The 25,998-nt window shown below is 40.7% G+C and carries 24 protein-coding genes; 8 read left to right on the top strand and 16 right to left on the bottom strand.

The window, feature by feature from the left end; all coding sequences use genetic code 11:
* Nucleotides 1–4: 4 nt before the first annotated feature.
* Genes K5G00_RS04225 through K5G00_RS04185 form a run of 9 tightly spaced genes read right to left on the bottom strand, consistent with a single transcriptional unit; the run spans nucleotide 5 to nucleotide 8,500 of the window.
* Entirely contained in the window at nucleotides 5–445 is a 441-nt protein-coding gene (locus tag K5G00_RS04225; RefSeq protein WP_238764507.1) for a FixH family protein, read from the bottom strand.
* Nucleotides 446–463: 18 nt separating this feature from the next.
* On the bottom strand, nucleotides 464–1,828 hold the full coding sequence (gene ccoG, locus K5G00_RS04220) for a cytochrome c oxidase accessory protein CcoG (protein WP_238764505.1): 1,365 nt from the start codon (nucleotides 1,826–1,828) through the stop codon (nucleotides 464–466).
* A 52-nt stretch (nucleotides 1,829–1,880) separates the two neighbouring features.
* The gene (locus K5G00_RS04215) at nucleotides 1,881–2,453 is read right to left on the bottom strand and encodes a cbb3-type cytochrome c oxidase N-terminal domain-containing protein (protein ID WP_238764504.1); all 573 of its coding nucleotides are present in this window, start codon (nucleotides 2,451–2,453) and stop codon (nucleotides 1,881–1,883) included.
* 11 nt (nucleotides 2,454–2,464) lie between these two features.
* Nucleotides 2,465–2,659 (bottom strand): cbb3-type cytochrome c oxidase subunit 3, encoded by a 195-nt coding sequence (locus K5G00_RS04210; RefSeq protein ID WP_158864161.1) that lies wholly within the window; start codon nucleotides 2,657–2,659, stop codon nucleotides 2,465–2,467.
* Nucleotides 2,643–5,099 carry a cytochrome-c oxidase, cbb3-type subunit I gene (ccoN, locus tag K5G00_RS04205; protein ID WP_238764503.1) on the bottom strand — a complete coding sequence of 819 codons (2,457 nt, stop codon included), beginning with the start codon at nucleotides 5,097–5,099 and terminating at the stop codon, nucleotides 2,643–2,645. Before ccoN ends, K5G00_RS04210 begins: the two co-directional genes overlap by 17 nt.
* An 8-nt stretch (nucleotides 5,100–5,107) precedes the next feature.
* Nucleotides 5,108–5,299 carry a cbb3-type cytochrome oxidase assembly protein CcoS gene (ccoS, locus tag K5G00_RS04200; protein WP_238764502.1) on the bottom strand — a complete coding sequence of 64 codons (192 nt, stop codon included), beginning with the start codon at nucleotides 5,297–5,299 and terminating at the stop codon, nucleotides 5,108–5,110.
* Nucleotides 5,300–5,314: 15 nt separating this feature from the next.
* Entirely contained in the window at nucleotides 5,315–6,196 is an 882-nt protein-coding gene (locus K5G00_RS04195) for a c-type cytochrome (protein WP_238764501.1), read from the bottom strand.
* Between the two features lie 6 nt (nucleotides 6,197–6,202).
* Complete coding sequence (gene nrfD, locus K5G00_RS04190; protein WP_238764500.1) at nucleotides 6,203–7,564, bottom strand: NrfD/PsrC family molybdoenzyme membrane anchor subunit; 1,362 nt, start codon at nucleotides 7,562–7,564, stop codon at nucleotides 6,203–6,205.
* A gap of 18 nt (nucleotides 7,565–7,582) precedes the next feature.
* Nucleotides 7,583–8,500, bottom strand: a complete 918-nt coding sequence (locus K5G00_RS04185; protein WP_238764499.1) for a 4Fe-4S dicluster domain-containing protein — start codon at nucleotides 8,498–8,500, stop codon at nucleotides 7,583–7,585.
* Between the two features lie 551 nt (nucleotides 8,501–9,051).
* Between K5G00_RS04185 and K5G00_RS04180 the strand changes: the two genes are divergently transcribed.
* From K5G00_RS04180 to K5G00_RS04155, 6 genes are read left to right on the top strand one after another with little or no spacing between them, the layout of a single operon-like run.
* Entirely contained in the window at nucleotides 9,052–9,873 is an 822-nt protein-coding gene (locus K5G00_RS04180; protein ID WP_238764497.1) for an SCO family protein, read from the top strand.
* A gap of 13 nt (nucleotides 9,874–9,886) precedes the next feature.
* Nucleotides 9,887–11,500: a cytochrome c oxidase subunit I gene (locus K5G00_RS04175; protein ID WP_238764495.1), complete on the top strand. Its 1,614-nt coding sequence runs from the start codon at nucleotides 9,887–9,889 to the stop codon at nucleotides 11,498–11,500.
* Between the two features lie 11 nt (nucleotides 11,501–11,511).
* Nucleotides 11,512–12,132 carry a cytochrome c oxidase subunit 3 family protein gene (locus K5G00_RS04170; protein ID WP_238764494.1) on the top strand — a complete coding sequence of 207 codons (621 nt, stop codon included), beginning with the start codon at nucleotides 11,512–11,514 and terminating at the stop codon, nucleotides 12,130–12,132.
* A 14-nt stretch (nucleotides 12,133–12,146) separates the two neighbouring features.
* A complete protein-coding gene (locus K5G00_RS04165; protein ID WP_238764492.1) occupies nucleotides 12,147–12,431 on the top strand; it encodes a cytochrome C oxidase subunit IV family protein in 285 nt (94 codons plus the stop codon).
* 10 nt (nucleotides 12,432–12,441) lie between these two features.
* The gene (coxB, locus tag K5G00_RS04160; protein ID WP_238764490.1) at nucleotides 12,442–13,389 is read left to right on the top strand and encodes a cytochrome c oxidase subunit II; all 948 of its coding nucleotides are present in this window, start codon (nucleotides 12,442–12,444) and stop codon (nucleotides 13,387–13,389) included.
* 1 nt (nucleotide 13,390) lies between these two features.
* On the top strand, nucleotides 13,391–14,260 hold the full coding sequence (locus tag K5G00_RS04155) for a protoheme IX farnesyltransferase (RefSeq protein WP_238764488.1): 870 nt from the start codon (nucleotides 13,391–13,393) through the stop codon (nucleotides 14,258–14,260).
* Between the two features lie 2 nt (nucleotides 14,261–14,262).
* Here the strand turns inward: K5G00_RS04155 and K5G00_RS04150 are convergent, their stop codons facing one another.
* Nucleotides 14,263–15,180 (bottom strand): Ppx/GppA phosphatase family protein, encoded by a 918-nt coding sequence (locus tag K5G00_RS04150; protein WP_238764486.1) that lies wholly within the window; start codon nucleotides 15,178–15,180, stop codon nucleotides 14,263–14,265.
* A 196-nt stretch (nucleotides 15,181–15,376) separates the two neighbouring features.
* Between K5G00_RS04150 and K5G00_RS04145 the strand changes: the two genes are divergently transcribed.
* Nucleotides 15,377–18,517 carry a leucine-rich repeat protein gene (locus tag K5G00_RS04145; protein ID WP_238764485.1) on the top strand — a complete coding sequence of 1,047 codons (3,141 nt, stop codon included), beginning with the start codon at nucleotides 15,377–15,379 and terminating at the stop codon, nucleotides 18,515–18,517.
* On the opposite strand, the gene K5G00_RS04140 is transcribed toward K5G00_RS04145, so the two are convergent.
* From K5G00_RS04140 to K5G00_RS04115, 6 genes are all read right to left on the bottom strand, one after another.
* Nucleotides 18,502–19,716, bottom strand: coding sequence for a 4Fe-4S binding protein (locus tag K5G00_RS04140; RefSeq protein ID WP_238764484.1), 1,215 nt, complete (start codon nucleotides 19,714–19,716; stop codon nucleotides 18,502–18,504). The genes K5G00_RS04145 and K5G00_RS04140 overlap by 16 nt on opposite strands.
* A 79-nt stretch (nucleotides 19,717–19,795) precedes the next feature.
* A complete protein-coding gene (locus K5G00_RS04135) occupies nucleotides 19,796–21,139 on the bottom strand; it encodes an FAD-dependent oxidoreductase (protein WP_238764483.1) in 1,344 nt (447 codons plus the stop codon).
* 132 nt (nucleotides 21,140–21,271) lie between these two features.
* The gene (locus K5G00_RS04130) at nucleotides 21,272–22,711 is read right to left on the bottom strand and encodes an amidohydrolase family protein (protein WP_238764482.1); all 1,440 of its coding nucleotides are present in this window, start codon (nucleotides 22,709–22,711) and stop codon (nucleotides 21,272–21,274) included.
* 177 nt (nucleotides 22,712–22,888) lie between these two features.
* Complete coding sequence (gene queF / locus K5G00_RS04125) at nucleotides 22,889–23,359, bottom strand: preQ(1) synthase (RefSeq protein ID WP_238764480.1); 471 nt, start codon at nucleotides 23,357–23,359, stop codon at nucleotides 22,889–22,891.
* A complete protein-coding gene (queC, locus tag K5G00_RS04120; protein ID WP_238764478.1) occupies nucleotides 23,352–24,011 on the bottom strand; it encodes a 7-cyano-7-deazaguanine synthase QueC in 660 nt (219 codons plus the stop codon). The genes queF and queC overlap by 8 nt, the downstream gene beginning before the upstream one ends.
* 61 nt (nucleotides 24,012–24,072) lie before the next feature.
* On the bottom strand, nucleotides 24,073–24,753 hold the full coding sequence (locus K5G00_RS04115) for a queuosine precursor transporter (RefSeq protein ID WP_238764476.1): 681 nt from the start codon (nucleotides 24,751–24,753) through the stop codon (nucleotides 24,073–24,075).
* A gap of 297 nt (nucleotides 24,754–25,050) precedes the next feature.
* On the opposite strand from K5G00_RS04115, the gene K5G00_RS04110 reads away from it, so the two are divergent.
* Entirely contained in the window at nucleotides 25,051–25,995 is a 945-nt protein-coding gene (locus K5G00_RS04110; protein WP_238764474.1) for an NAD(P)-dependent alcohol dehydrogenase, read from the top strand.
* The last annotated feature ends 3 nt before the right edge of the window (nucleotides 25,996–25,998 follow it).

Below are 25,998 nucleotides of genomic sequence, written 5' to 3'. Positions count from 1 at the left end.
TTTTTTATTGAATATTTACTGGTCGGTCCAGTTCGTATCTTAATCCTTCGGAATACCAGGAAAATTTTAAAATGTATCTCCCGTTGATGAGTTCGTCTTTTGATATTTGAATCGTTTTTGCCTGTTTGTTTAAAGAAATTAAAACATCGTTTTTGCTGCTCGATGGCCGGAACAGAAGTACATTTCCGGAATCGATTTTAGCAGCCAGCAGATCATCAATATCAATTTGAAAAACATCGTTTTGTAAATTAACGTTAAGCGCATTTTTGTAGGGCACCGATCGGGCATTTACATTCATCTGTTCAGTATAATCCACACCTTTTTCATAATAATCCCTGTGAACAAGGTTTACATCCTGATTCATTGCGAAAATGATAAAACCGGCAGAAGCCATTAAAAACAAAGTCAAAAAAATAAAAATTCCCGTTCCCCAATTCCATTTCATCTCACACTATTTTTAAGTTTACGGACTGACAAATGTAGCTTTGTATGTCTCAATTAATTCGTTATTGTTAAAAACACCGAATTCAACTTCGGTTTTGTCGCTATTTAGTTCTTCTTTTGGAATAAACAAAATAAATGTTGACTCGAACCGGCCCTGATCTTTTACAATCATCGAGTTTCCTGCCATTTGTATTCTTCCTTTGTGTGACAGAAGCCGGATTTCGAGCGGCATCTCCTCGTGTGTTTTATTAACGATTGTAAGGTTGTAAACATTTGAAATTGTATTGTCCCCGTTTTCCTGAAACAATAATCCGGGCGTGCGTAAAATGGTTGTTTCAATAACCGGGCGAGATACAAGTGTATAAATAAAAAACGAGAAGATAACCAGCAGAACAACGGAGTAAGCCCGGTTTCTGGCATTCCATACAGAAGTATGTCCTTCTTTGATGGTTTTTTCAGAAGCGTAACGGATTAAACCGGGAGCTTTGTTGGTAATGTGCATTATTTTGTTGCACTGGTCGATACATGCGGTACAATTAATACATTCCAGCTGCGTCCCATTTCTGATATCGATACCGGTGGGGCATACCGACACACACTGGTGACAGTCGATACAATCGCCTTCATTTTTGGTTCCCCGTGGTTCTCCCCGCTTGTAGTCATAAGAAACTGCAATGGAATTGGAATCGAGTAGCACTCCCTGCATTCTGCCATAGGGGCAGACCATTGTGCAAACCTGTTCCCTGAAAAAAGAATATATCCAGTAAAAAATGCCTGAAACAACGATCATAACGATAAATCCGGAAAGGTTCTGCCGGAAGGGTTCCCTTACCAATTCCAACCATCTTTCGCTACCGGTAAACCACATCAGAAAAACATTGGTCATCGCAATGGCGATAAAAATAAACAGGCCGTGTTTTAGTGTTTTTTTTAATACTTTTTCGCTTGTCCAGGGGCCCTGGTCGAGTTTGTATCTTTTTTTATAATCTCCTTCGATGAGGTATTCAATTTTCCGGAAAATCATTTCGAGGAAAACGGTTTGCGGGCATGCCCAGCCGCACCAGATTCTGCCAAATGTAACCGTAAAGAGAACAATAAACAGCACAAAGGAAAGCATAAGAAGAGCCAGGATAAAGGTGTCTTGTGCCCAGAATATTGCTCCAAAAATGATAAACTTCCGGTTGGCAATATCCAACAGAATGAAAGGATTTTCGTTTACGCGAATCCATGGTATTGCAATCCAAAAAAGCAAAAGAAACCAGCTAAAAAGTGTACGTCGTCCGTACCATTTCCCCGATGGCTTTTTTGCGTATACCCATTTTCGGCTGCCTTTTGCGTCCATGTTTATGGGGCGGTCGCGGAATGAAAGTTCGGTAATTGACATATGTTCGATTTGCGATCAAAAAAAGGGAAAATAAATTCCCTGTTTTTATATTTTATTCACAGGCTTCACCTTGTGCTTCTTTTGCATTTGCAGGCGAAGTTCCTTTTAATGTATGCACATAGCTGGCCACCTTTTGAATTTTTTCATCACTAATCTGGCCCTTAAAAGCGGTCATCCCTTTTGCCGGGTTTCCGTTTTTTATAATGTTGAAAATACTCTCAAAATCACAGCCGTTTAACCAGTATTTATCGGTTAAATTTGGTCCGATGGCATTTCCTTCTCCATTCATTCCATGACAGGCAAAACAATTCATTTCGTTGTAAATGGTTTTTCCTTCCTGAAGGGAAGTGTCGTCGGTTAACCAGGCCAAATCAGCAGCTGAAAGACTTACCATTTGGTATTTTTCATCGTGGCGTTGCGATTTTTTTGCATATTCAGCATCCTGATGATCTCCTACTCCAAGCCAGAAATAATATGCTCCGTAAATGATTGAAAAACCAATTGTAATATAAAAAAGAGCCATTATCCATCGTGGCGGCGGATTGTCGAGTTCTTTAATCCCATCATAATCATGCTCCGTAATGTTGTCTTCATGCTTGTCGATTTGGTAATTTTCTTTTGCCATCTCTTTGTTTTTTAATTATGATGTAACGTTTTTTCTGTTGTATTATCATGAAGGATCGAATTTTTAATGTCCTCCATTTCAGTATTTGATCTTTTCATCGTTCGAATAAAAATTACAATAAAAAGGATCACAAAAATCAGTAATCCAATGATATAATAGATCCGGATTCCTTCAATGTTTTCAAGTAGGTTACTTACTATTTTCATTGTTTAGTACTAATAAAATGTAACTTGCCAGTTGTGTTATCTGCTCCTCGTTGTACTGGTTTTTGTAGGCAATCATTCCTTTGGCAACATTCCCGTTTGCAATGGAAGTATAAACCTGCTCCGGCTGATTTCCGTTTATCCATTCATCGTCGACCAGACTGGGGAAAGTAGCTATCCCTTTCCCATCGGAGCCGTGGCAAACGATACAGGTGGTTTGAAAAATTTGTTTTGCCGCATCCAGATCAGCTTGTGACGATAAAAGTTCAACATTTTCTTTTATTGCTTCCCCGGAAGTTGTCGTTTCCGAGTCACCCGGCACTGAAATATCTTTCCCCAGTTTATGCATATAAGCAATCATGGCTACCATCTGTTTGGTTGGTTCAATTTCAATTCCCGATGCTTTTAAATCATCAACAATAAGTTTTGCCTGGATCATATAGTCGTCAATGGCTTTCTGATCGTAACCCTCTTCGTAAGGGACTCCAAGGGTTTGCATTGCCCTGATTTTTTTAGGAGTCATTTCCAGATTAACATCTTTTTCGGCAAACCAGGCATAATTGGGCATTATTGATTGTTCATTCATTTTTTGCGGATCCAAAAAGTGATTGTAATGCCAGGCGGCATTTTTATACATCGGTCCTCCCACTACTCCAGCACGTCCCAGGTCGGGGCCTGTGCGGCGCGAACCCCACTGGTAAGGGTGATCGTATACAAATTCACCAATTTTGGAATATTCACCATAACGGTCGGTTTCCCAGCGGAAAGGACGAACCATTTGTGAATGACATACATAGCATCCTTCCGAAATATAAATATCACGTCCTTCCAGTTCCAGCGGCGTATAGGGTTTTACCGAGTCGATGGTGGGAACATTTGATTTGATAAAAATCATAGGAATAATTTCCACTGCGCCACCAATAACCAGGGCTATAAATACCCAGACAGAAAAACGTACTCCTTTACGTTCCATCCAACGGTGAACAGTTTCCTGCACCGGATTCCTTGGGCCGGCAGGAACAAGAGCCGGTGCTTCGGCCGCTTCATTGTCCTCAACTTTGCCGGTTGTCATCGTTTTGAAAAGGTTAAATGACATGACCAGAAACCCGCCAAGGAAAAGCACACCTGCAAGAATTCGTACCGTGTACATCGGGAGGATTTGCGTTAGTGTTTCCAGAAAGTTGGGGTAAGCCAGGTAGCCTTCCGGTGTATATTCGCGCCACATTAACCACTGTGTTACTGCCGACCAGTACAATGGTATTGCATAAATTAAAATGGCAAGCGTCGACATCCAGAAGTGAATGTTGGCAAGCTTTTCAGAGAAAAGTTTGGTTTTGAATAGTTTTGGAATCAGCCAGTAGAGCATCCCAAAAACCAATCCGCCGTTCCATCCCATTCCGCCGATATGAACGTGAGCGATAGTCCAATCGGTAAAATGGGTGATTTGGTTTACACTTTTTAATGACATCATCGGGCCTTCAAATGTAGACATGCCGTAAGCGGTAACGGCAACTACAAAGAATTTTAATGCAGCACTGTCGCGAACTTTATCCCATGCTCCCCGGAGCGTAAGCAAACCATTTATCATACCGCCCCACGAAGGTGCGATCAACATGATGGAGAAGGTAACACCCAGTGCCTGTGCCCATTCAGGTAGTGCCTGATACAAAAGATGATGAGGCCCTGCCCACATGTACAGGAAAATGAGTGACCAAAAATGAATAATGGAAAGTTTATATGAATAAATTGGCCGGTTGGCTGCTTTGGGCAGATAGTAGTACATCAAGCCAAGAAAAGGGGTTGTCAGGAAAAAGGCTACAGCGTTATGGCCGTACCACCACTGAACAACAGCATCCTGTGCGCCTGCGTAAATTGAATAACTTTTGGTAAGTGAGATTGGCAGTTCGAAAGAGTTAACCACGTGTAATATGGCAACCCCAATAAAAGTGGCGATGTACCACCAGATAGCTGCGTAAATATGCTGGACACGTCTTTTCAGAATGGTTCCAATCATATTCCAGCCAAAAATAACCCAAACCACTGCAATTAATATGTCGATCGGCCATTCGAGTTCCGCGTATTCTTTTGCTGTTGAAATACCCAAAACAAACGTTACCGCAGCCAAAACAATAATCAACTGCCATCCCCAGAAGTTAATCTTACTAAGCCGGTCACTAAACATTCTTGTTTTTAGCAGCTTTTGCATGGAATAATATACCCCCGCAAAAATGGCATTTCCAACAAATGCAAAAATAATCGCGTTGGTATGAAGTGGTCTTATCCGGCCAAAAGTGGTATATTCCAATCCGAAATTAAAAGCTGGAAAGGCCAGCTGCAATGCCGCCAATATCCCGACAAGTATCCCAACTACTCCCCAAATAATGGTAGCGAGGATAAACAACTTTACTGTTTTGTTGTCGTAATAAAACTTCTGATTTTCCATAATATAATTTAACTCGTTTGTTTTTTACTTTCCTCTTTTTTTTCTTCTTCTCCGGAAGGAGAATCATCGTCGAACAAAATTCTGATAGCCGGAGTCTCGTTATCGTCAAACTGACCGTCGCGAACCGCCCAGATGAACGCACCTAAAAAAATAAGTGCAGCAAACAAACTTACGCCTATCAATAAATAAAAAATGTTCATGCGATGCGATTTGAATTATTGTTTGCTGAATCTTTTAATTTTTATCAACTGAAAGATAACATAACCAATGGCAATCCATGCGGCACCGGCAGCTCCAAGGTAGGAGAGAAGCAACCAGATTTGTACATTTTCGTTGGTCGACCACAGCACTTCTTTTCGTATGAGTTGAGGCACTTCTTTGGGTTTTCCAACTTTAGCCTCTTCCAGAACAACCTGCTCTGCTTTGTAATTTTCATCAAGTGTAACAACAATCGTTACATTCCCTTCTTCATCGCCGATAACCGTTTCCGGAACAGAAAAAACGGAGCGGCCATTTTTATCGGTTAAAGCCTGTCCCAACAAAAGGTTGCCAAAAGCTTTTTTTGCGCTGATAAAAACCGGGGCATTTTCCAGTTGCTGATAACTGCCTGATTTGTCTTCATATTCAGCTAATATCTCTACTTTTTTCTCTGCTTCATTTACCGAGGCCAGGATTTTTGCGTTTACCGGCGGCGCATCAATAAGAAGCTGTTCTTTTTCGGAATTGTAGTTTCTGATAAAATTAATCAAACGCCAGCGGTCGTCTGCCGAAATGGTGGTTTCAAACTGAGGCATTCCTCCGCGTCCCTTTGTAATTTTATAAAAAAGACCACCATCGGTATTTGCCTGCATTTGCTCCGAAGTAATATCCGGCGGCGGAGGAACAAGCGGAAGATGGTTGTTTTTTCCCGGGTCTCCGTGGCACGATTTACAGTTTTGTAAATACAGGTCTTTCCCCTTTTTTACATTTTCGAGATTATACGAAGATGGATTTTCAATATTTAACTGATCCGCCGGAACCTGCCAATCCTGACCCATTCCGGGAAGCGCCAAAAACATCAGGATGCCAATCATCAAACGATTTACTTTTGTTTTCATATCCTTTTAGTTTTTTGGTTGTTCTGAAAAATATTTTTTATCCACTCCCTTTTCTTCTGCATATTCCCAAATGGTTATCACCGGAAACAGTTTGGCAAGGATTGTAATAATCAAAAGTGCAGCAAATACAGAGAATAATGTGATCATTATTTCGATACTTGTAGGAGCATAACTTTTAAAATAGTCGGGAACATTCTGAACCGGTAGAAACGGATGCTCCATGGTTGGAATTACAATAAGATATCGTTTAAACCAGGCAGCTATCAGCACAACTACTGAAATGATGGTTAATGGTAAGGGTTTTCTGAAAAACTTAATTAACATCAGCAGGATGGGAATTATCAATCCTGCGACCTGTACCAGCCAGAACATGGAAGCAAATGCTCCGGTAAATAAATTTTGTAAATGAACACCTTCAGCGGTTTTCATTTTATAACCCGGAACCAGAAATTCGTTGATGTTAAAATACAGGTAAACCAGACTCACAAAGACCAGTAATTTCCCCATATAATCAAAATGAAAATCTTCAAAATAGTTTTTTAAACCATAACGGAGGCGGTAAATATACATTAGAATAACAACTGCTGCGGCTCCGGCCACAAATGCTCCGGCTACAAAGTAAGGTCCCATAATTGTAGTATCCCATCCCGAACGCAATGTTGCTGCAAATAACCACGATGTAACGGTATGAATTGACAAGCCAACCGGAATAATCAGGATCATTAGTATCCGCATGGCATGGTAAACGGTTTTGTATTGTTCTGGATTACCCTTCCATCCCAATGCTAAAATGGTGTATATTTTTAATTTCCAGGCAGGGACTTTTCCGGTCATCCTGTCACGAAGAAGTGCCAGATCGGGAATTAAAGGCAGGTAAAACAAAAGCGCCGAAATGGTTAAGTAGGTAGTTACAACGGTTACGTCCCAAATAATGGGAGAGGCAAATCTGCCATGCAAAAAAACATTCAGAAATCTGTCGGGGCGCCCCATATCCATAACAATAATGATTCCGGCAAGGGCAACTCCGGCAATTGCTATTTGCTCAGCTACCCGGGAGATAGGTTTTGACCATGAAATTTTTAACAGGTGAAGTGCTGAGCTGATTAGAAAACCGATTAAACTTATCGCCACAAAAAATACAAAGTTGGCAATGTACATTCCCCATGAAACATAATCCCGCATTCCGGTTACGCCAAGTCCTTGGTCGATTTGTATGATCCATCCCCACAAACCAACGCCGGCAAACATAATTAGTATAAAAAACCAAAAGCGTGTGAGTTCATCCTTGTGGGTAATCGAACGTGTCAGGTCGGAAAATATCGTATCCAACACTTTTCTCGATTCTTCCGGAGACTTTATAGTATTCATAAATTATTCTTTTGTCGGTTAGGAATGATGTTCAATTAAATCGCCTTCAAACGGAAAGGCTCGGTCTTTTGGAGGCAGGTAATATACGCGTGGTTTGGTACCAAGTTCCTCCATTAAGGTATATGCCGCGTTGTCCTTTATCAGTTTACTGAAACTAACCGTTTCTTTTGTTGTTCCGTTGGTCACTGCATCTTCGTTTCTGTCGCCAAACCAGTAAACGCCATTCGGACAGGCGGAGACACAGGACGGTAACTTGCCGTCGCGCAAACGATCGGCACTAAACAAACATTTTGAAATAGTACCTTTTTTCTGCGGAACATTGGCTTCTATATTATAGGTTACGCCTTTGTATTTTTCTGCATCGCGTGGTTCAAACCAATTGAAAACGCGGGCAGAATAGGGACATGCAGCAATACAGAAACGGCACCCGATACAGCGTTCATTGTCGATCAAAACAATACCATCGTTTCTTTTAAAAGTTGCATTTACCGGGCAAACTTTTGTACAGGGCGGGTTGTCGCAGTGCTGACATGGTTTGGGCATGTAATACGGAGCAGTATGTTCGGCATCCTGCATTTGCAAAACATTGATGTGATGTTGCTCTGGTCTTAACTGATGGTGGTTTTGGCATGCTTTCATACACTCTCTTGCATTCCGGCATTTTGATAAATCAATCACCATCACCCAGCTTCTTCCGGGGAGTCCTTCCCGACCACGTTTTTGGTTTTCCGAAAGGTTAGGCATTTCAGCAGGTGTGAGCTGCGATTTGTCAACTTCAACCAGTTCGCCACTTGACGTTAACAGTTTTATTTTATCACCACTTGATGTTTCAACACTGTTACAGGAACTCAAAATACTGGTGCCCCCAACAACACCTGCCGCACCAACGGTCGCTCCCAATTTTCGAATAAAATTTCTACGCGTATTTCTTTCCATAAAATGGTTTTTACTGCTTGTTGAATTTTCCTTTTGATTTAGAATTTGTAACACGAAAATAACCATTAAACCCAAAGTTGCAAGCAGGCCTTAAGTTCTGATAATAAAAGACAAAAAAGGGTTTTATTGTCTGGCTATGAATATGTTAAGTGAAAATTGCAGCCATTTACAGAAAGATAAATATATTAATTCGTTGATAATGAATGTGTAGATTTTCAGGGAGAAAAAAATTGTTTCACATATAAACATTTATATATTTTGATTGTTGTCATTAGTTTATTTTTTGTGATTTTATTTTACATAACTTAATTCAACTCACATCGGAAAGCATGTTTTATAACATGCAAAGGTGTGTTATTTTTAATCGGACTGATTTTGTGTCTTTGGGCTAAAATGTAAGGTGAAATCATTTTTTTACCGAATTCGAAAGAAAATGTGAAAAAAATCCCAATTTCTCACTAACTTCTTAAACATTAATCAGGCTTAGCCGTTTCAATACTTTGAAAAACTAAACCTGTAATAAATTTTTTTAAAGTAATATGGTGTTTAAAATGAGAGATTCGAAAAGGAATTTCAGTTTGGCAGGTATATTTATTTTTTTGTTTTTTGGTTTACTAAAGGTTAATGGACAAGCGGTGATTGATCCCGCTGCAACAGATAAGGACGTAGAAATTGGAATTGTAGAGCATCTGGATGAATTTTTACCCGACAGTATTTCCTTAATAAATGAAAAAGGTGAACAAGTGTGGTTGTCCGATTTGATCGACAAACCAACCATTCTGAACTTTGTATATTATCGGTGTCCCGGAATATGCAGTCCCCTTATGGAAGCTGTTGCCGGTGTAATGGATAAGTCAGATTTAACACCCGGCGATGAATATCAGGTATTAACCATAAGTTTTGATCCTTCGGAAACCATCGACCTTGGGATACGCAAAAAAACAAATTACCTGAATTTGATGAACAATGCAGATAAAGTTGAAGCAGCCAAAGAAGGCTGGAAATTTTTTGTAAGTGACAGTGCAAGTATTGTTCGGGCTACAAATGCAACGGGATTTAAGTACAAAAAAACCGGAAATGATTTTCTGCATGCAGCATCCCTGACCGTTGTTAGCCCTGATGAAAAAATTACAAGATATCTGAATGGATTGTATTTCCTTCCGCTGGAATGGAAGCTTGCTATTGTGGAAGCTTCGAAAGGACAATCAGGTCCAACCATAAACAAAGTACTCCGGTTTTGTTATTCCTACGATCCGGAAGGACAAACATATGTTTTAAATGTTACAAAAATAAGTGCAACGCTAATAATGTTTATCGCTTTCATTTTTATGTTGTATCTTGTAGTAAAACCCAAAAGGAAAACGATAAATTAAACTATAAACTTATATGCATACAACACATGCTGAAAATGAAGCAAACTACCTGAAATACAAAGGGAAATACAAAGGTTTGCTGGGGTGGATTTTATCGACCGACCATAAACGAATTGGTTTGCTGTATCTTTATTCCATTGGAACAATGTTTATTGTGGGGGCATTGCTCGGCTTAGCAATGAAATTTGAATTGCTGGCTCCCGGAAAAACGATTATGAACGCGCAAACTTATAATGCAACGTTTACGGTACACGGCGTGATTATGATTTTTATGATAGTTGTGCCCGGATTGCCTGCCGTTTTTGGTAATTTTCTTATGCCGATAATGATTGGCGCAAAGGACGTGGCATTTCCGAAATTAAATTTATTGTCATGGTATCTTTATGTGGCAGGCGTATTTTTGGTGCTTTCCGCGTTATTGTTTGGGTCTGGAACACCCGATACGGGCTGGACATTTTACGCCCCCTATAGTTTTAAAACAGGTACAAATCTGTTACCTGCCGTTTTTGGTGCTTTTGTACTCGGTTTTTCTTCCATATTAACCGGACTAAACTTTTTGGTTACGATTCATCGATTACGATGTCCGGGCTTAAAATGGACAAAACTGCCGCTGTTTGTATGGACACTGTACGGCACAGCGTGGATTCAGTTGCTGGCCACACCGGTGGTTGGTATTACTTTGGTGCTTATTGCACTGGAGAGAGTATTTGGTGTTGGTATTTTTGACCCGGCGCTGGGTGGAGACCCAATTCTTTATCAGCATCTTTTCTGGATTTACTCACACCCTGCAGTATACATTATGATATTGCCGGCAATGGGTGCGATTTCCGAAATTATTCCGACTTTTTCACAAAAACATGTATTTGGATATAAGGCCATTATCGCCTCAACAATGGCAATTGCATTTGTAGGTTGGCTGGTATGGGGGCATCATATGTATACCGCCGGAATGAGCGGTACGGCACAATACTATTTTTCATTGTTGACATTTATTGTAGCCATTCCCAGTGCAATAAAAGTATTTAACTGGATTTCAACTATGTATAAAGGCTCAATAAATATACAAACCCCATTTTACTGGGCTGTTTCATTCATATTTGTGTTTATGATTGGCGGTTTAAGCGGTTTGGTTTTAGGTGCGCTTTCAACCAATGTGTATGTTCATGATACCGCTTTTGTAGTGGGCCATTTCCATTACATCGTTTTTGGAGGAACCGGATTTTCATTTTTTGCCGCTATTCATTACTGGTTCCCGAAAATATTTGGCAGAATGTACGACAAAGCGTGGGCAAACATTGGCTGGCTGGTATTTTTCATCGGTTTTCTGGCCCTGTATACCCCAATGTTTTATCTGGGTTTAATGGGAATGCCGCGACGCTATTACGATTATCTTGAAGAATTTCATGGCGGAAATATACTGAGTACATTTGGGTCGTGGATTTTGGCGACAGGTTTAATTATTATCATTACCAACCTGGTTCGCTCTGCCCGAAAAGGCCCCAAAGCTGAAAGTAATCCATGGCACGGGAAAACACTGGAGTGGGCAGTACCTTCGCCTCCGCCGCTTGAAAACTTTGATGAAATTCCGGTTATTGCCGAAGACGACGGACCTTACAACTACAAATAACTAAACCAGATATGGAAAAATCAACACAAATTACTCACGACCATTACGATGCGGAAGCATCGAAAATAGGAATGTGGTTGTTTATTTTTACCGAACTTCTGCTTTTTGGTGTCCTCTTTATTATATATGCGGTGTACAGATATATGAATACCGATGCTTTTCATTTGGCCGCAGAGGAACTGGATCGATTTATCGGAACTTTAAATACCGTTCTGCTGCTGATAAGTAGTATGACGATTGCAATGGCGACAACCGCACTGCAGAAAAAGAATAAAAAACTTACTTTATTACTCTCTTCTGTAACGGTTTTACTCGGAATTGTTTTTCTTGTTAACAAGTATTTTGAGTGGGGATTAAAATTCAGCCACGGCATTTGGCCCGGCTCGGAACACATGATTGAAACAATGAGCCAGGGCGAAATTCTTTTTTTTGGTCTCTATTTTATCATGACCGGCCTGCATGCGCTTCATATTATTATTGGACTGGTGATTATTGGATTTGCCATGGTTGGTGTAAACAAAGGAAAAGTAAACTCCAACCGACCTTCTTTGCTTGAAAATGCGGGTTTATACTGGCATCTTGTTGATCTTATCTGGATTTTTCTGTTCCCCTTGTTCTATTTAATAACCTAATTAAATTTATTGCTATGTCAGAAGAAAAACACCATATTGTATCCTACAAATTTTATGTTATAATCCTTTTGGTTTTGCTGGCTTTGACGTTTTCTTCGGTGGAAATCACCAGCATTGAGTTGGGAAAATATACGGTAGCCGGAGCTTTGCTTTTTGCGGTTGTAAAATCGTATCTCGTGTTGACTTATTTTATGCATCTAAAGTTTGATAAACCCTATATAAAAATCATGGTGGGATTTGTCTTTGCAGTATTTGTAGTCACCATTGTAATAACTCTATTAGATTACTTATACCGATAGTATTAAAGTTATGTATAGTTCAGAAGCAACACAAGCATCAAATTTTGTTCAGGGAGTAGACCAGGCGTTCCTGATCATCCTTGGAATTTCGTTTTTCTTCCTCATCGGGCTAACCGTTGTAATGTTGGTTTTTGTATATAAATACAATAAAAAGCGGCATCCGAAACCAACTCAGATAGAAGGCAGTGTCAAACTGGAATTATTGTGGACAATTATTCCGTTTGCATTGACGATGCTGATGTTTTACATTGGTTGGGCCGGGTGGAAACCCATGCACAATCCTCCAAAGGATGCAATGGAAGTAACCGTTTACGGAAGAATGTGGAATTTTAGTTTTGAGTACGAAAACGGGAAACGGACTGATACGCTTTATCTTCCCAAAGATAAAGCGGTGAAGTTAAACCTCGTGGCAATGGATGTACTGCACAGTTTATACATCCCGGCATTCAGGGTTAAACAGGATATGGTTCCGGGGAAAAAAGACAATTTTATGTGGTTTGAGCCTCAGAAAGAAGGAGAATATGAATTGTTTTGCGCTGAATACTGCGGATTACAGCACTCGTATATGTACACTTCAGTAAAAGTTATGGAAGACAGTACTTTTACCAACTGGTTGACAGATACAACCATGGTTGCTTCTGCTGCTGAGGTTGAATCGCCAACCGCTACCGGAAGAAGAATTATGCAAAGTATTGGTTGTTTTGCCTGTCATTCCATTGATGGTTCGAAACTGGTGGGCCCAAGTTTTAAAGGAATTTGGGGAGAAGAACAAACCGTTGTTACAGGCGGCGACGAAAGGGAAATAGTGGTTGACGAAGAATATATAAGGCGGTCAATTTATGATCCAAATGCCGATGTGGTTGACGGTTTTAACAAAGGATTGATGTTATCTTATGAAGGCCAACTTTCAGAAGATGATATAACAAATATTATCGAATACCTCAAAACCTTAAAATAGATTGAAAACATATTTCAAAGACATACTGGAACTGGGAAAAGCAAGAATTTCGTTTTCTGTCGCTTTATCGGCTTTAACGGGTTATGTTTTGTATACCGGTGTATTAGACAGTTTGGGGTGGGCAATTACGGCAGGTGTGTTTTTTTTGTCGTGTGGATCTTCGGCACTTAACCATTGGCAGGAACGGAAAACCGATGCTTTGATGCCACGCACTCAAAACCGCCCGATTCCAGCCGGAAGAGTTAGGGCAGCTAACGGTTTGCTTATTGCCATTTTGTATGTGGTAATCGGCGCTCTGATACTCCTGCTAACCGCACCAACAGCTGCTTTGATTGTTGGTTTTATAACCTTGTTTTTTTACAATGCCGTTTATACACCACTAAAAAAAGTTACGGCTTTTGCCGTGATTCCCGGTTCTTTTGTTGGGGCCTTACCCCCTATGATTGGTTGGGCCGGAGCTGGAGGAAGTTTAACTTCCGAAGTCATTCTGTTGGTTTCCGTGTTCTTTTTTATTGGTCAGATTCCGCATTTCTGGCTTTTGCTGCTTATGTTTGGAGACCAGTATAAAAAAGCCAAGCTGCCAAGTTTAAATCAGATTTTTAATGAAATGCAAATAAAAAGAATTACTTATACCTGGATTCTTACCACCATTGCATCGGCATTACTGGTTATTTTATTTGTATTTAATAACCGCTTGTTAATTTTTGTGTTGTTGTTTTATACTTTTTATCTGTTGTCGTCGCTGTCGATGGCGGTGTTTGTAAAAGAGGAGTTTAAAGTGCGGCCGGCTTTTTACAAGCTTAACTTTCTGTATTTATTTATGATGATCTTTTTGGTCACCGACGGGCTGCTTCGTTCCGGGCCCTTTTAAAGTTAGGGCTTTTGCATCATTTCAAACAAAACTCCCTCACGCAATGCAAAATCAGTTTGTACAATCTGTGTAAGTTTTGCATCGGAAATCAGCTGATTGATAAGAATTACCGCCGGAACAATTAAATCAACACGCACCATATCCATTCCTTTCATAGCAAGTCTTTCTTCACGCGTTGACTGAATGATTTTTTTATATACTTTATCAAAGTTTTCCAGCGAAATGGGTTGGGTTATCCGTTGTTTTTCACCGGGGGTCACTTGATCGATAATGTCGGCAATCGTATCAAATGCCCCGGAACAACCAATAAGTGTATTTACTTGTTGAGAACAACACTGTTCAAAGGCATTTTTGTGTTGGACGGAAAAGTATTTCTGAAGTTCCTGCATTTCTGAAGGTAAAATAGGATCCGAAATTTGAAACTGATTGATAACACGTGCCATCCCGGTTGGTTGACTCTCTTTCCATGTCATCTGCTTGTTTTTCATCACAATCAACTCGTTGCTGCCCCCTCCAATATCCAGAATAACCGCTGGTTTGTTAAAATCCTGAAAGGCCAGCAAAACGCCGCTAAAGATTAATTCTGCTTCTTTTTCACCGCTTACAACTTTTACTACATAACCGGTTTGGTTTCCAATCTGTTCCAAAAAAGAAACCTTGTTTAACGCTGAACGTACCGCCGATGTGGCAATACTTCGTACCTTGTCAACCTGAAAATTTTTAATTATTTCCTTGTGTTTTGAAAAAGACTGTAAAACTCTTTGGGTTGCATCGGGGCTGATTTCATTTGTTTTAATTTTATCATCGCCCAAACGTACCAATTGTTTACTTTGGTGCAGAATACTGTATTCTGTTGAATTTATTTCGGCAACAAGCAGATTACAGGTGTTGGTTCCCAGGTCGATAACAGCAATCCTCATCTATTTAACATTAGAGAAATGTAAAGCAATATAAAATAAACTTAAGAAAACGACAAGCAGACATAAAGAATAAATTTCCTCGGGTATCGTCTGGGTTTTCACGTCAATTGTATTCCTTGGCATTGGTTTATAATCTTTAAAATTGCTTTTAATACCTTAATGTCTTAATTTTATTGAAGTTATAAAATTACCTGCAATGTCAGATTCAATTGAAAACCGGTTCAGAAAGGAGTGGTCGGATGCCGAATGTTGGGTTTGGGACGAAATCCGTGCAGGACGTATTGCCAGCTTTAATAAAAAATTCAATAGAGATCCCAGTCCGAAAGCAGAAGAAGAATGGAACCACGAGGATGAAAAAAGAATTTTATCAGCTGCTTTTTTGGAGACACTGTTAAATGAAGAATTTTTTAAAAATGCAATCAAATTCAAAGGTGTCCGGATTGAAGGTGCACAATTTAAAGAAGATATTAATCTCCAGCATGTAAAACTATCCTGGCAGTTATGGCTCGAGTTTTGCCGTTTTGAGGGCTCGCTAAAATTAATGAACCTCGAAATAAATGATTGGTTTTCGCTTGAAGACTCCTGGGTAGGTGGTGGCCTGGATTTAAACGGAGCGCAACTACATAGTTATGTTTCTTTTAAGCAAATTACTGTTCTTGGGGCGGTTGATATGATAAGTGCAAAGGTTGGTGCCAACCTCGAAATGGATGGCGGCCATTTTACCCAAAAGGTAAATATGAACTCCATTAAAATAGGAAGTTCTTTGTATCTCCGGAATAAGGCCAGCTTTACAGCCGTTGAACTGGCCAATGCTTTTGTTGAAGGAATGGTCGAATTGAGCGGGAGTACATTTAGCGGGAAACTTGATATGAACCTGGCCAATATTGGCGGTTATCTTTCCATGGCCGGCAACGCGGTTTTTAACCAGATCGATTTGAACAGCGCACGTATTGGCAGTAATCTCTTTCTGATGGAGAGCACGTATAATGATTTTCTCGATGTAAGCTCGGTTCATGTTGAAGGAACAATTTATATGAGTGGAAAAACTTCGTTTAGAGATATCTATCTCGGAAATGCCCGGGTTGAAAGTGACGTGATAATGACGGGAAGCTCGTTTACCGGAGACTTAAAAATGAGTTCAGTAAAAATTGGTGGTTTTTTGTATATGGATGGAGGGGCCACTTTTAACCTGGTTGAAATGAGAAGTGCCCAGATTGGAAGTATGGTATCGATGATTGGCAGCTCTTTTAATGGTGCGCTGGAAATGAATTCTATCAGGGTGGAAGGTTCTGTTTTTATGCGTAAAAATGCACAATTTCAGAAGGTAAATCTTGGCAGCGCTCAAATTGATGGAAACTTGGAGTTAAGTGGAAGCAAATTTTCAGATACTGTAAATATGAATTCCATAAATGTCGCGGGATCACTTTTTTTGGATGATGGTGCCAGTTTTGAAATGCTTAAATTGGGAAGTGCCCGCATAGGAGGAACAGTGTCAATGAATGGCAGTGAATTTCACGATTTCCTTGATATGAATTCGTTAAAAGGCGAAAGTGCTGTTTTTATGCGTGATGGAGCTAAATTTCAAAGAGTAGATATTGGAAGCGCTGAGATTGCAGGAAATCTTGAACTGACAGACAGTACCGTTTCCGGATATTTAAACATCAGTTCTGTAAAAATAGGAGGAAATTGTTTTTTAAGAGATAAATCAGAATACCAGGAGGTAAATATAACCAGTGGCGAGATTGCAGGTAACCTTGAACTGACTGGGAGCAGATTCTTTCAAAGACTGGGGTTAAATTCAATAAAAGTTGGTGGTTCGCTTTATATGGACGGCGGTGCTGTTTTTGAATCAGTAGAAATGAGAAGTGCCCGGATCAACGGACTGATTTCTGTTTCGGGAAGTACCTTTAACGGCGACCTGAATATGAATTCTGTGATTACCGAAGGTTTTGTTTTTATGCGGGGAAAGTCGGTATTTCAAAAGGTAAACATGGGAAATATATGTATTGCCGGTAACCTTGAAATGTCGGGGTGTAGTTTTGGAGGCCTCGTGAATATTAACTCCGCGAAAATTAAAGGGTCTGTGTTTATAGATCAGGAGTCACAATTTCAGGAGGTAAACCTGGTAAATGCAGAAATTGGAGGAAACCTCGAAATGCCGTCCGTTATTTTTTTAGGAAAATTGAATCTGAATTCTTCAAAAATCGGTAATTCTTTGTTTATGGACTCCGGAGCCAGTTTTAAAGAAGTAAATTTAGGTGCGGCTTGCGTGGGGAATACCATTGTGATGAGTGGAAGTAATTTTAATGGTTTTTTGGATATGAACTCCGTAAAAGTCGAAGGAGCTGTTTTTATGTCCGGATATTCAGTATTTAACGATGTAAGCCTGGTGAGTGGGAAAATAGCCGGAAATCTGGAATTGAATTACAGTACTTTTAAAGGTGACCTGAGTTTTGACAATCTTGTTATAGAACAAAACTTACTTGCCCGGTACGCCTACTTCAATAAAGATAAAAAGCTGAGTTTGTGTTATTCAAATATTGGTTCTACCGTAAATTTTTCAGGTTCTCAAATGGGAAGCCTGGAATTAACTTCAACAAATATAAATTCTGAGTTGCGTTTAGGGTCGGGAAGGAGTGTTCCCCCGGTGTGGAGCAGTTCATCGGAAATGATTCTCTGGAACGCCACTGTTGGTGCCATACAGGATAAAGGGGTTAACTCATGGCCCGATAAGTTGGAACTGGAAGGGTTTACTTATCATGGATTAGGCGGATATGGAGCCACAGGTGAAGGAAATATGGCAAAACGAAAATCATCGGAGTTTATCAATTGGCTGGAACGTGACAAAACATTTTCACCCCAACCCTACGAATACCTGGCGAAAGTGTTAAACGAATCGGGTTTTCCTTCCAAAGCCAATGCTGTTTTACACGCCGGAAGAAAAAGGTCGCGTACAGTAGCCTGGGAACAAAACGATAAAAAGAAACGGGAATACATGCGTTGGTTTGGTCTGGTTCTTCTGCAGTCAACAATTGGTTTTGGGCTGGGAGGCAGGTATTTCCGGGTGTTAATTTGGTTGCTTGGATTTTCCTGTATTGGTTTTCTTGTTTTGCTTTTTACCTGTCAGAGTTCAGGCCCCGACTACTTCAAAATGGCCTGGGCAAGCCTGGATGCAACGCTTCCGATTGTTGAATTGAATGATGAATATAGTGAGTTTATTTTTAGTAATTCAGCGAACGGAATAAAGACATGGTTTTATATTCAGAAAATGATTGGATATGTTTTGGGTGGTTTTATTGTAGCCGGGTTGGCCGGGTTGACTCAAAAAAATTCATAAGTGTTTTGGGAAACTTCTTCGGACGATGTTGTTTTTTTCAGGGGAATCATCGAAATGGTTTCTGTTGGACAAACAGCTGCACAGGCACCGCATCCAACACATTTGTTCAAATCGGCAAGGGGTTTCATCATTATATTTTGGCTAGCGACTATCTGAATGGCATCGTAGGAGCAAACTGATTTACAACGGTCACATTCTTTAAAATCGCTTAGCAAACAATCTTCTAATCTGATATTTATGCTTCCGATAAACAACTTCTTTTTGGCATTTAATGTAAAAGGAGAAATTGAACCCGTGGGGCAGACTGTTCCGCATAAATTACAATCTTCCAGACAATATCCTTTATTTTCAAAGCTGATTTCCGGGGTCATCCAGGCAGTAAGGTTCTTCTTTCCGGAGTGATGAATGATGATATCGGAGGGGCATGCTTTTATACAACTGCCGCAACGTACACACAGGGTGTTAAACAAGTTGCCCCGGAGCGAAGCCGGAGGTCTGAAAAATTGTTTGCGCTCTGCATGTAACAGCGAAGGAATAAAAACACCGGCAAGCAATCCGGTGCCTGAAGCAATAAACATACGCCGGCCAACATTTTGCTCCGTGCTTATATTTTTCTTTTTCAGAAGTGTTTTTGCTATCCATTTTCGCCAGGTGGAGAGTTCATCAAAAAGGCCACCCAGCGGACAAAGTTTTCCGCACCAAATGCCGGGGAGAAATAGATGAATAATCAACAGAACGGGCAGACCAATAAAAGAGACAATAACAGCTAGTGAAATGTCTGATGCAAAAGCGGCAAAAAAACCGTTAAAAACCGACAGGGGATCCAGAAGGATAAAAAATGGGATGCCTGTTAGCGCGGCAGCCAGAGAAAGTAAAGCGAGCCATCTGCCAAGCCGGGGAATTTTTTTTACAAATGCCCGGGAGTGTTTCCCCCATTTTGAAAACGAATCACAGCCTAATCCTACCGGGCACATGTAACGACAAAACCACCGGTTTCGAAAAAACGAAACAAGCAGAATACTCCAACCCAAAATATTAAGCCAAACCATTGATTTTAAAAGAAACAGAGAGTTGAGCATTGCAAAGGGACTCAGCCACATATAAAGTCCGGTAAAAATGCCAAGCTGCAAGGGCAAAGCCAGCAAAACAGCCACTACTGTTGAAACTCGGCGGATGTATTTTGGTTTTGTTAGGTTCATTTTTGATTTTATAAATCTTTAGCCCCTATTGCAGTGAGTTAGCAGGAAGAATTAAAACCCGCTTGCTGCCGGTTTCTGTTTAGCCAAACCACACATTTTGCTCCTCAAGTGTTTTCCTTAGTTTTTGCCGGTCGATTTCGCGTACTGTTACACGGTCATTCGCGGCGATTGCTGCAGCGGCACCCGCTCCATGTCCGGTAATCAGGCAGGTCCCGATTATACGTGTGTCTTCAACCAAAGCTTGTTCAAAACAAAAACAGCGGCCTGCTACCAGTAAATTTTCCGTTTTTTTCGGTAACAACGAACGATATGGAATTTGCCAGAGCGGACGTTCATACGCCAGAACTTTATTTCCCTTATATAACATGGAAGTCCAGGCGCCGCTGATTCCGATAACATCGTCAAACTGTTTGAAAGTCATGGTATCTTCAAGGGTGAGTTTGTATTCTCCTTCCACGATGCGCGACATACGAACACCCATTTGAGATGCAGTGTCGAGCAAAAACACGTTCTCGTGCCCCGGTACTTTTTTTATTCTTTCCACACTTTCCCAGATTTCTTTCCGGTATTGCAGTTGCAATTGGGAAAGATTCTGCATGTCAATTCCATCCTGATCATTCAGACCGTGCATATTTACCCAGTTTACACTTGGGATTGGAGTGGGTTGTCCGAGCGGCATTTTTTTGTAGCCTGGTTTGTTTTTGTCAATCCTGTCGATATTTCCCAAACGGTGCACCAGACCAATATGATAGTTCATGGTTTCATAGCTATCACCGGCCCAGTGGAAAACATCGCCGTCGCCGGTGCAGTCAATCACTACCTTTGCCAACACAGCCTGCCTTCCTGATTTACTTTCAATAAACACGCCTTTTATGGTATTCCCTTCCATAATGGCGTTTACACCCCAGGAATGATACAGCATCTTTACACCCGATTCAACAATCATTTCATCCAGAATGTACTTGCCGGCCTCGGGATCAATTATCGGATTTACCTCATGAATGGCCATTTCCATATCAAAAAGCCGTTGCGCCATTTCTCCTCCAAGTCCGTAAATGACTTGTTTCCTTCGTTTTTGTTTATCTACTGCATGGGTTGACAACAGCGGCAGAACAAGCCCGCCTGTCCACAAACCGCCCAGGTGATTATAACGTTCCACCAGATAGGTTTCAGCTCCGGCACGGCTTGCCGCAATGGCGGCAGCTACCCCGGCCGGCCCTCCGCCAATAACCAGTACATCTGTTTCTGCAATAACCGGGATTTCACGGGCTGGTTCGGTAATCGTTCGTTGTGGTTCCGTTGCTTCAGAAAGCGGCGCAGGAGTTTCCTGCTGGTCTCCTTCAATTTTTCGTCCGCAGCTAACGCCCATGGAAAGGGCACTTCCTGCAACAATAATTCGGGTAACAAAGTCTCGGCGTTTCATTTGGTTGATGATTTATTAGATTTTTGCCTAAAAATAGTAAAATCTGTTTAAGCCATGCAAAAAATGTAAAGCCACAAGATTGCGACTCTACATTTTATATGCTAACATCTAGACTATGGAATATGGTTGTGTTTAGAAATTTTTTCTCAGAAAATGATAGGCGTTGCCATGCATAAAACGTTCAACGATTTCGGAAGCTGTCATTTTATTGTAGCTTTTTAGGTTGTCCGACTGCGCCGAGGCTATAAAGTTGTAAGCATGTTTTTCCAGGTAACTGTCAAATACCGGCATATCTTCAGCTGTCCAAAAACCATTCAGCGGATTTACCATCCCGTCGTTGTCAGTTCCTACACACTGTATTCCCCAGGCAAACATATCGTGGCGGTTAAGTACTTCTGCAATATGCTGGATCTGATTCCATATCATTTTTGATTTGTGGAAAAGCATTTTCCTGCGGGTAAGATTGGGGCCTGTCTTTTTGAGTACCGTTTCGCTTCCCACACGCCGCTCATCAAACTGAATGCCAAATAAACCACCTGATTTAGCCACTTTTATAATTTCATCATCATAAAAGTTAATATCATCGGGCTGGAATTTTCCAAAGTTAAAAAGGTCGTCCTCTACTTTTTCTTCAAACGATCGCAGTCCGGTTACCGCGCCGTGGCTTACAATTAGCGGGATGATTTCATTGGGGTATTCATTTGCCAGAAACCGGTAATATTCTTTTCGCGCTTTTACACTCATGTGTTTTAAATCGATGAGCACACGTTTCCCGTTGGTGTTGTCAAGAAGCCGACGTACCAGATCCCATCCCAACGCATTAAATCCTTCGTCCATTCCGTCTTTTTGATTGCAGAACTTACTTACTTTTGCATTTAAACTGCGGGCATGTCCAACCATTTCATTATAAAAATGATGGGTTAAGCCCATAAAAAATAATCTCCTGTCCCAGTTTTTTACTTTTTCAACATTGGTTAGAATCTCTTTTTTATTGATTGTTCTGCCTGCGAGTTGAAGCCCTCCGTTAAACGCATGCGCTCCTTCAATGGATAAAATAACAAAGATGGTTTTTACATCGGGATCATATTCTTTATCAATTTCTGCAAACGACGAAACAATTTTATATTGGTACCAGTCGCCATCCACTTTATATTTAACTCCTTCCAGCTGGAGGTAAAAATGATACTCCATTTCCAAGTCAGAAAAATAGTCCGACATGTTTTGTACATGGTCTATTCGCTTTTTCCCTAAACCTGTTACAAGGTTGGCAACGGCATCACCCACCAGGTGAGTGCCTAGTTTATTAACGACGAAGCCCTTTTCAAGACCACACAGGGAAACAAAAACAATTTCAGCTCCGCTTTTTGCCAGCGATGTAAAATCGGCCTGCCTGAATTTTGTGAGTGTAGTAACAATATTGGTTGCTTTATCCAGTAGCGTTGGCGGATCGTAATACCACAAACTGTCTTTTGCATTTCGGTTTGCGTTGTTTTCGCCCTGATTCCGGTAATAACTTCTTCCAAGGGGTTTCATGGCCGGATGTGTATGAAGATCGATAAACGGCGTTTTCATAAATAAGGATTTAATGGTGTTTAATTCCTTAAATTACAAAAAATAAAAAAGAAAATCAATAGGGAGGGATAGTTTATTGTTTGATTTACAGTATGTTTTGGATATAAGATTTGTTATGCTAATAAAATCTTATGTTTTAAAAGTACCGGGGATTTGAGGATTTGTGCAGGGCTTTTTTTACCGGTTGTTTATATCCTCCGGCTCAAGGTCATGATGCTGTAAACGGTGCCAGGCCATCTCTTCGTATTTTGTTTGCGGTTTTCCGTAGTTGCAGTACGGGTCGATACTTAAGCCGCCGCGGGGAAGGAATTTTCCCCAAACCTCGATATATTTTGGTTCCATCAGCCGGATTAAATCCTTCATTATAATATTAATACAGTCTTCATGGAAAGCACCGTGATTTCTGAAACTAAACAAATACAGTTTCAGGCTTTTACTCTCCACCAACTTCTTATCCGGGATATAGCTGATGTAAATTGTAGCAAAATCGGGCTGACCTGTAATCGGACAGAGGCTGGTGAATTCCGGTGCATTAAATTTTACAAAATAATCGTGTTCAGGGTGTTGGTTTTCAAAATTCTCCAAAACCTCCGGTTGGTAATTAAAATTGTATGCTGTTTTATTCCCCAGATGTTTTAACTTATTCATTTTCTTTTTGTTTTAAGTAGTTCTCCAATCCACGGTTTCGCAAATAGCAGGCGGGACAGTTGCCGCAACCTTTTCCTTTTACGCCGTTGTAACAGGTTACGGTTTCGTTTTGTACGAGTTCAAACACGCCAAGCTCGTCGGCCAGTTGCCAAATTTCTGTTTTGTTTTTCCACATCAGCGGAGTATGGATTTTATAATCGTAATCCATCGAAAGATTAAGCGTTTGGTTAAGGGAAACAATAAAATCGTTCCGGCAGTCGGGATAACCGCTAAAATCGGCCTGACCAACTCCGGTCACCAGATTTTTAACCGATTTTGATTTGGCATAAATTGCTGCGTAAGTCAGAAAAAGCATGTTTCTCCCTTCTACTAATGTGTTGGGAGGGCGTTCATCAGGTTTTTCTTTTTCCACTTCAATGGAGGCTGATGTTAGTGCATTTGCTGTCAGCTGAGGGAGTAATTTCAGTTTTAGAATTTCAAAAGGGACATTTGCTTGTACAGCAATGTGGCGCGCTGCTTCCAGTTCTGTTTTGTGCCGCTGACCATAATCAAAGCCCAGCGCAGAAACCTTGTTAAAATGTTGTTTTGCCCAGAACAAACAGGTTGTGGAATCCTGTCCGCCCGAAAAAATAAGCAATACATTGTTGTTCATGATAAAATAAGCTTTTTAATTTTTTAGGAACAACCAAACTGTAACTCACAGTCCGGCACGTTTAAATTTGTCGTAAACGAAAAGGATTATAGGATACCGAATAATCAAAGGTGTCTTCGCCCTCCAGTTGTTTTACTTTTTTTACTACCACAAGCGTTAGCGGAAGTACAATAATTTCATAAACGGTTTTTATTACGGCTTGTGTAACAATCATTCCCAATAACACATTTACAGGGAAAACACCGGCAAAGGCTACCAATATAAAAATCAGAGAATCGATGCTTTCGCCCGCCAGGGTAGAAACAATGGCACGAAGCGAAAAAGATTTTCCTTCGGTTATGACTTTGACTTTACTCATAACAAAGGCATTCAGAAACGAGCCAAAAAGGTAAGCCAGCAAACTGGCTGCTACAATACGAGGTGTGTTTCCAAGTACGCTTGCAAAAGCATTTTGTCCTTCATAAAACGGGGCCGAAGGAACGGCAACAGCCATACTAAAAAATAATACTGCAAGCAGGTTTACCCCAAATCCGGCCCAGATGATCAGACGGGCTTTTCGGTATCCCCACACTTCTGCAATTACATCGTTAATGATATAGGCCAGTGGAAAAATCAAAACTCCGGCGGGGGCCGACCACGGGCCAATCATAATTATTTTTGATGCTAAGATGTTGGAAATCAAAAGGCAGGTTGCGAACAATATACCTGCCAGCATAAACAAAACAGAAACTTTGTTATTCATACTTCTTGTTTTTTACGTGGTTATCAAGAACACGTCGTTAATAATGGCGCAAATATAAAAAGTTTCTCTGATTTTTAGCGATAAGCGACAATACTCAATTTCCGTTTCACAATAAGCCTGTTTTTTAACGACTCCATTTGATTCCCCGGGAATACGTTTGTTCTTTTTCTTTTGTCCATTACCTTTTTTGTGCTGATCTCCTGCTTTTGTCTTTCAGCTTTTATCCGTACCTTTTATTTTGTGAACCGCAGAATGTTTTTATTTTTCAAACAGGATTACACACTAAAACCTTCACTTATGCAAAAAATGAAAGCAATTATTTACCAAAAAAGAGGAGCCGAAAAGTTGGTTTATACTGATGTGGAGAAACCTGTACCCAAAGAAAATGAAGTGCTGATAAAAGTTGTTGCGTCATCGGTAAATGCAGCAGATTACCGGTCGATGCGATTGGGAATCGTGCCCAAACGAAAGATTTTTGGAGCCGATGTTGCCGGCCGTGTAGAATTGGTGGGCAGGAGTGTGAGCCTGTGGAAAGAAGGAGATGAGGTGATGGGAGATTTGTCAGGTAGCGGATTTGGCTGTTTTGCTGAGTATACCGTAGCTCCTGAAGATAAAGTTATCCAAAAGCCCGTTGAACTTTCCTTTGCGGAAGCGGCGGCGGTTCCGCTTGCCGCAATAACTGCCATTCAGGCTTTGCGTGGTAAGGGAAAGATTCAAAAAGGACAAAAGGTGTTAATTGTAGGAAGCGGAGGAGGAGTAGGTACATTTACCGTGCAGCTTGCCCGGTATTTTGGCGCAGAGATTACAGCGGTGTGCAGCACCCGAAATGCAGAACAAAGCAGAATGCTTGGCGCTCAAACTGTAATCGATTACACCCAGGAGAATTTTACCCGCACCCGGCAACGTTTTGATTTGATTCTGGCAGTAAATGGGAACGAAGCGCTTTTGACCTACCGGCGTTTGCTGGCTCCGGGAGGTACATATTTGATGGTAGGAGGTTCAATGACACAAATTCTCAAATCTTTATTATTTGGAAAATTACTGTCGCTGGGGAGAAAGAAAATGCTGGCAGTTTCGGCAAAAGCAAATATGGCGGATTTGGAATTTATTGCAGCACTTGCAGCCAAAGGCCAAATCAAACCGGTAATTGACCGGACTTATACCCTCGAACAAATGCCCGAAGCCATGGAATATGCAAACACAGGCCATGCACAGGGAAAGCTGCTGATTAAGGTGGAATAGCTT

Origin of the sequence: Maribellus maritimus, assembly GCF_022267315.1 — a bacterium.
GTDB classification, from domain to species: domain Bacteria; phylum Bacteroidota; class Bacteroidia; order Bacteroidales; family Prolixibacteraceae; genus Draconibacterium; species Draconibacterium maritimum.
The sequence above is the reverse complement of the archived record's forward strand: the minus strand, read 5'-3'. Positions and strand labels throughout refer to the sequence as shown.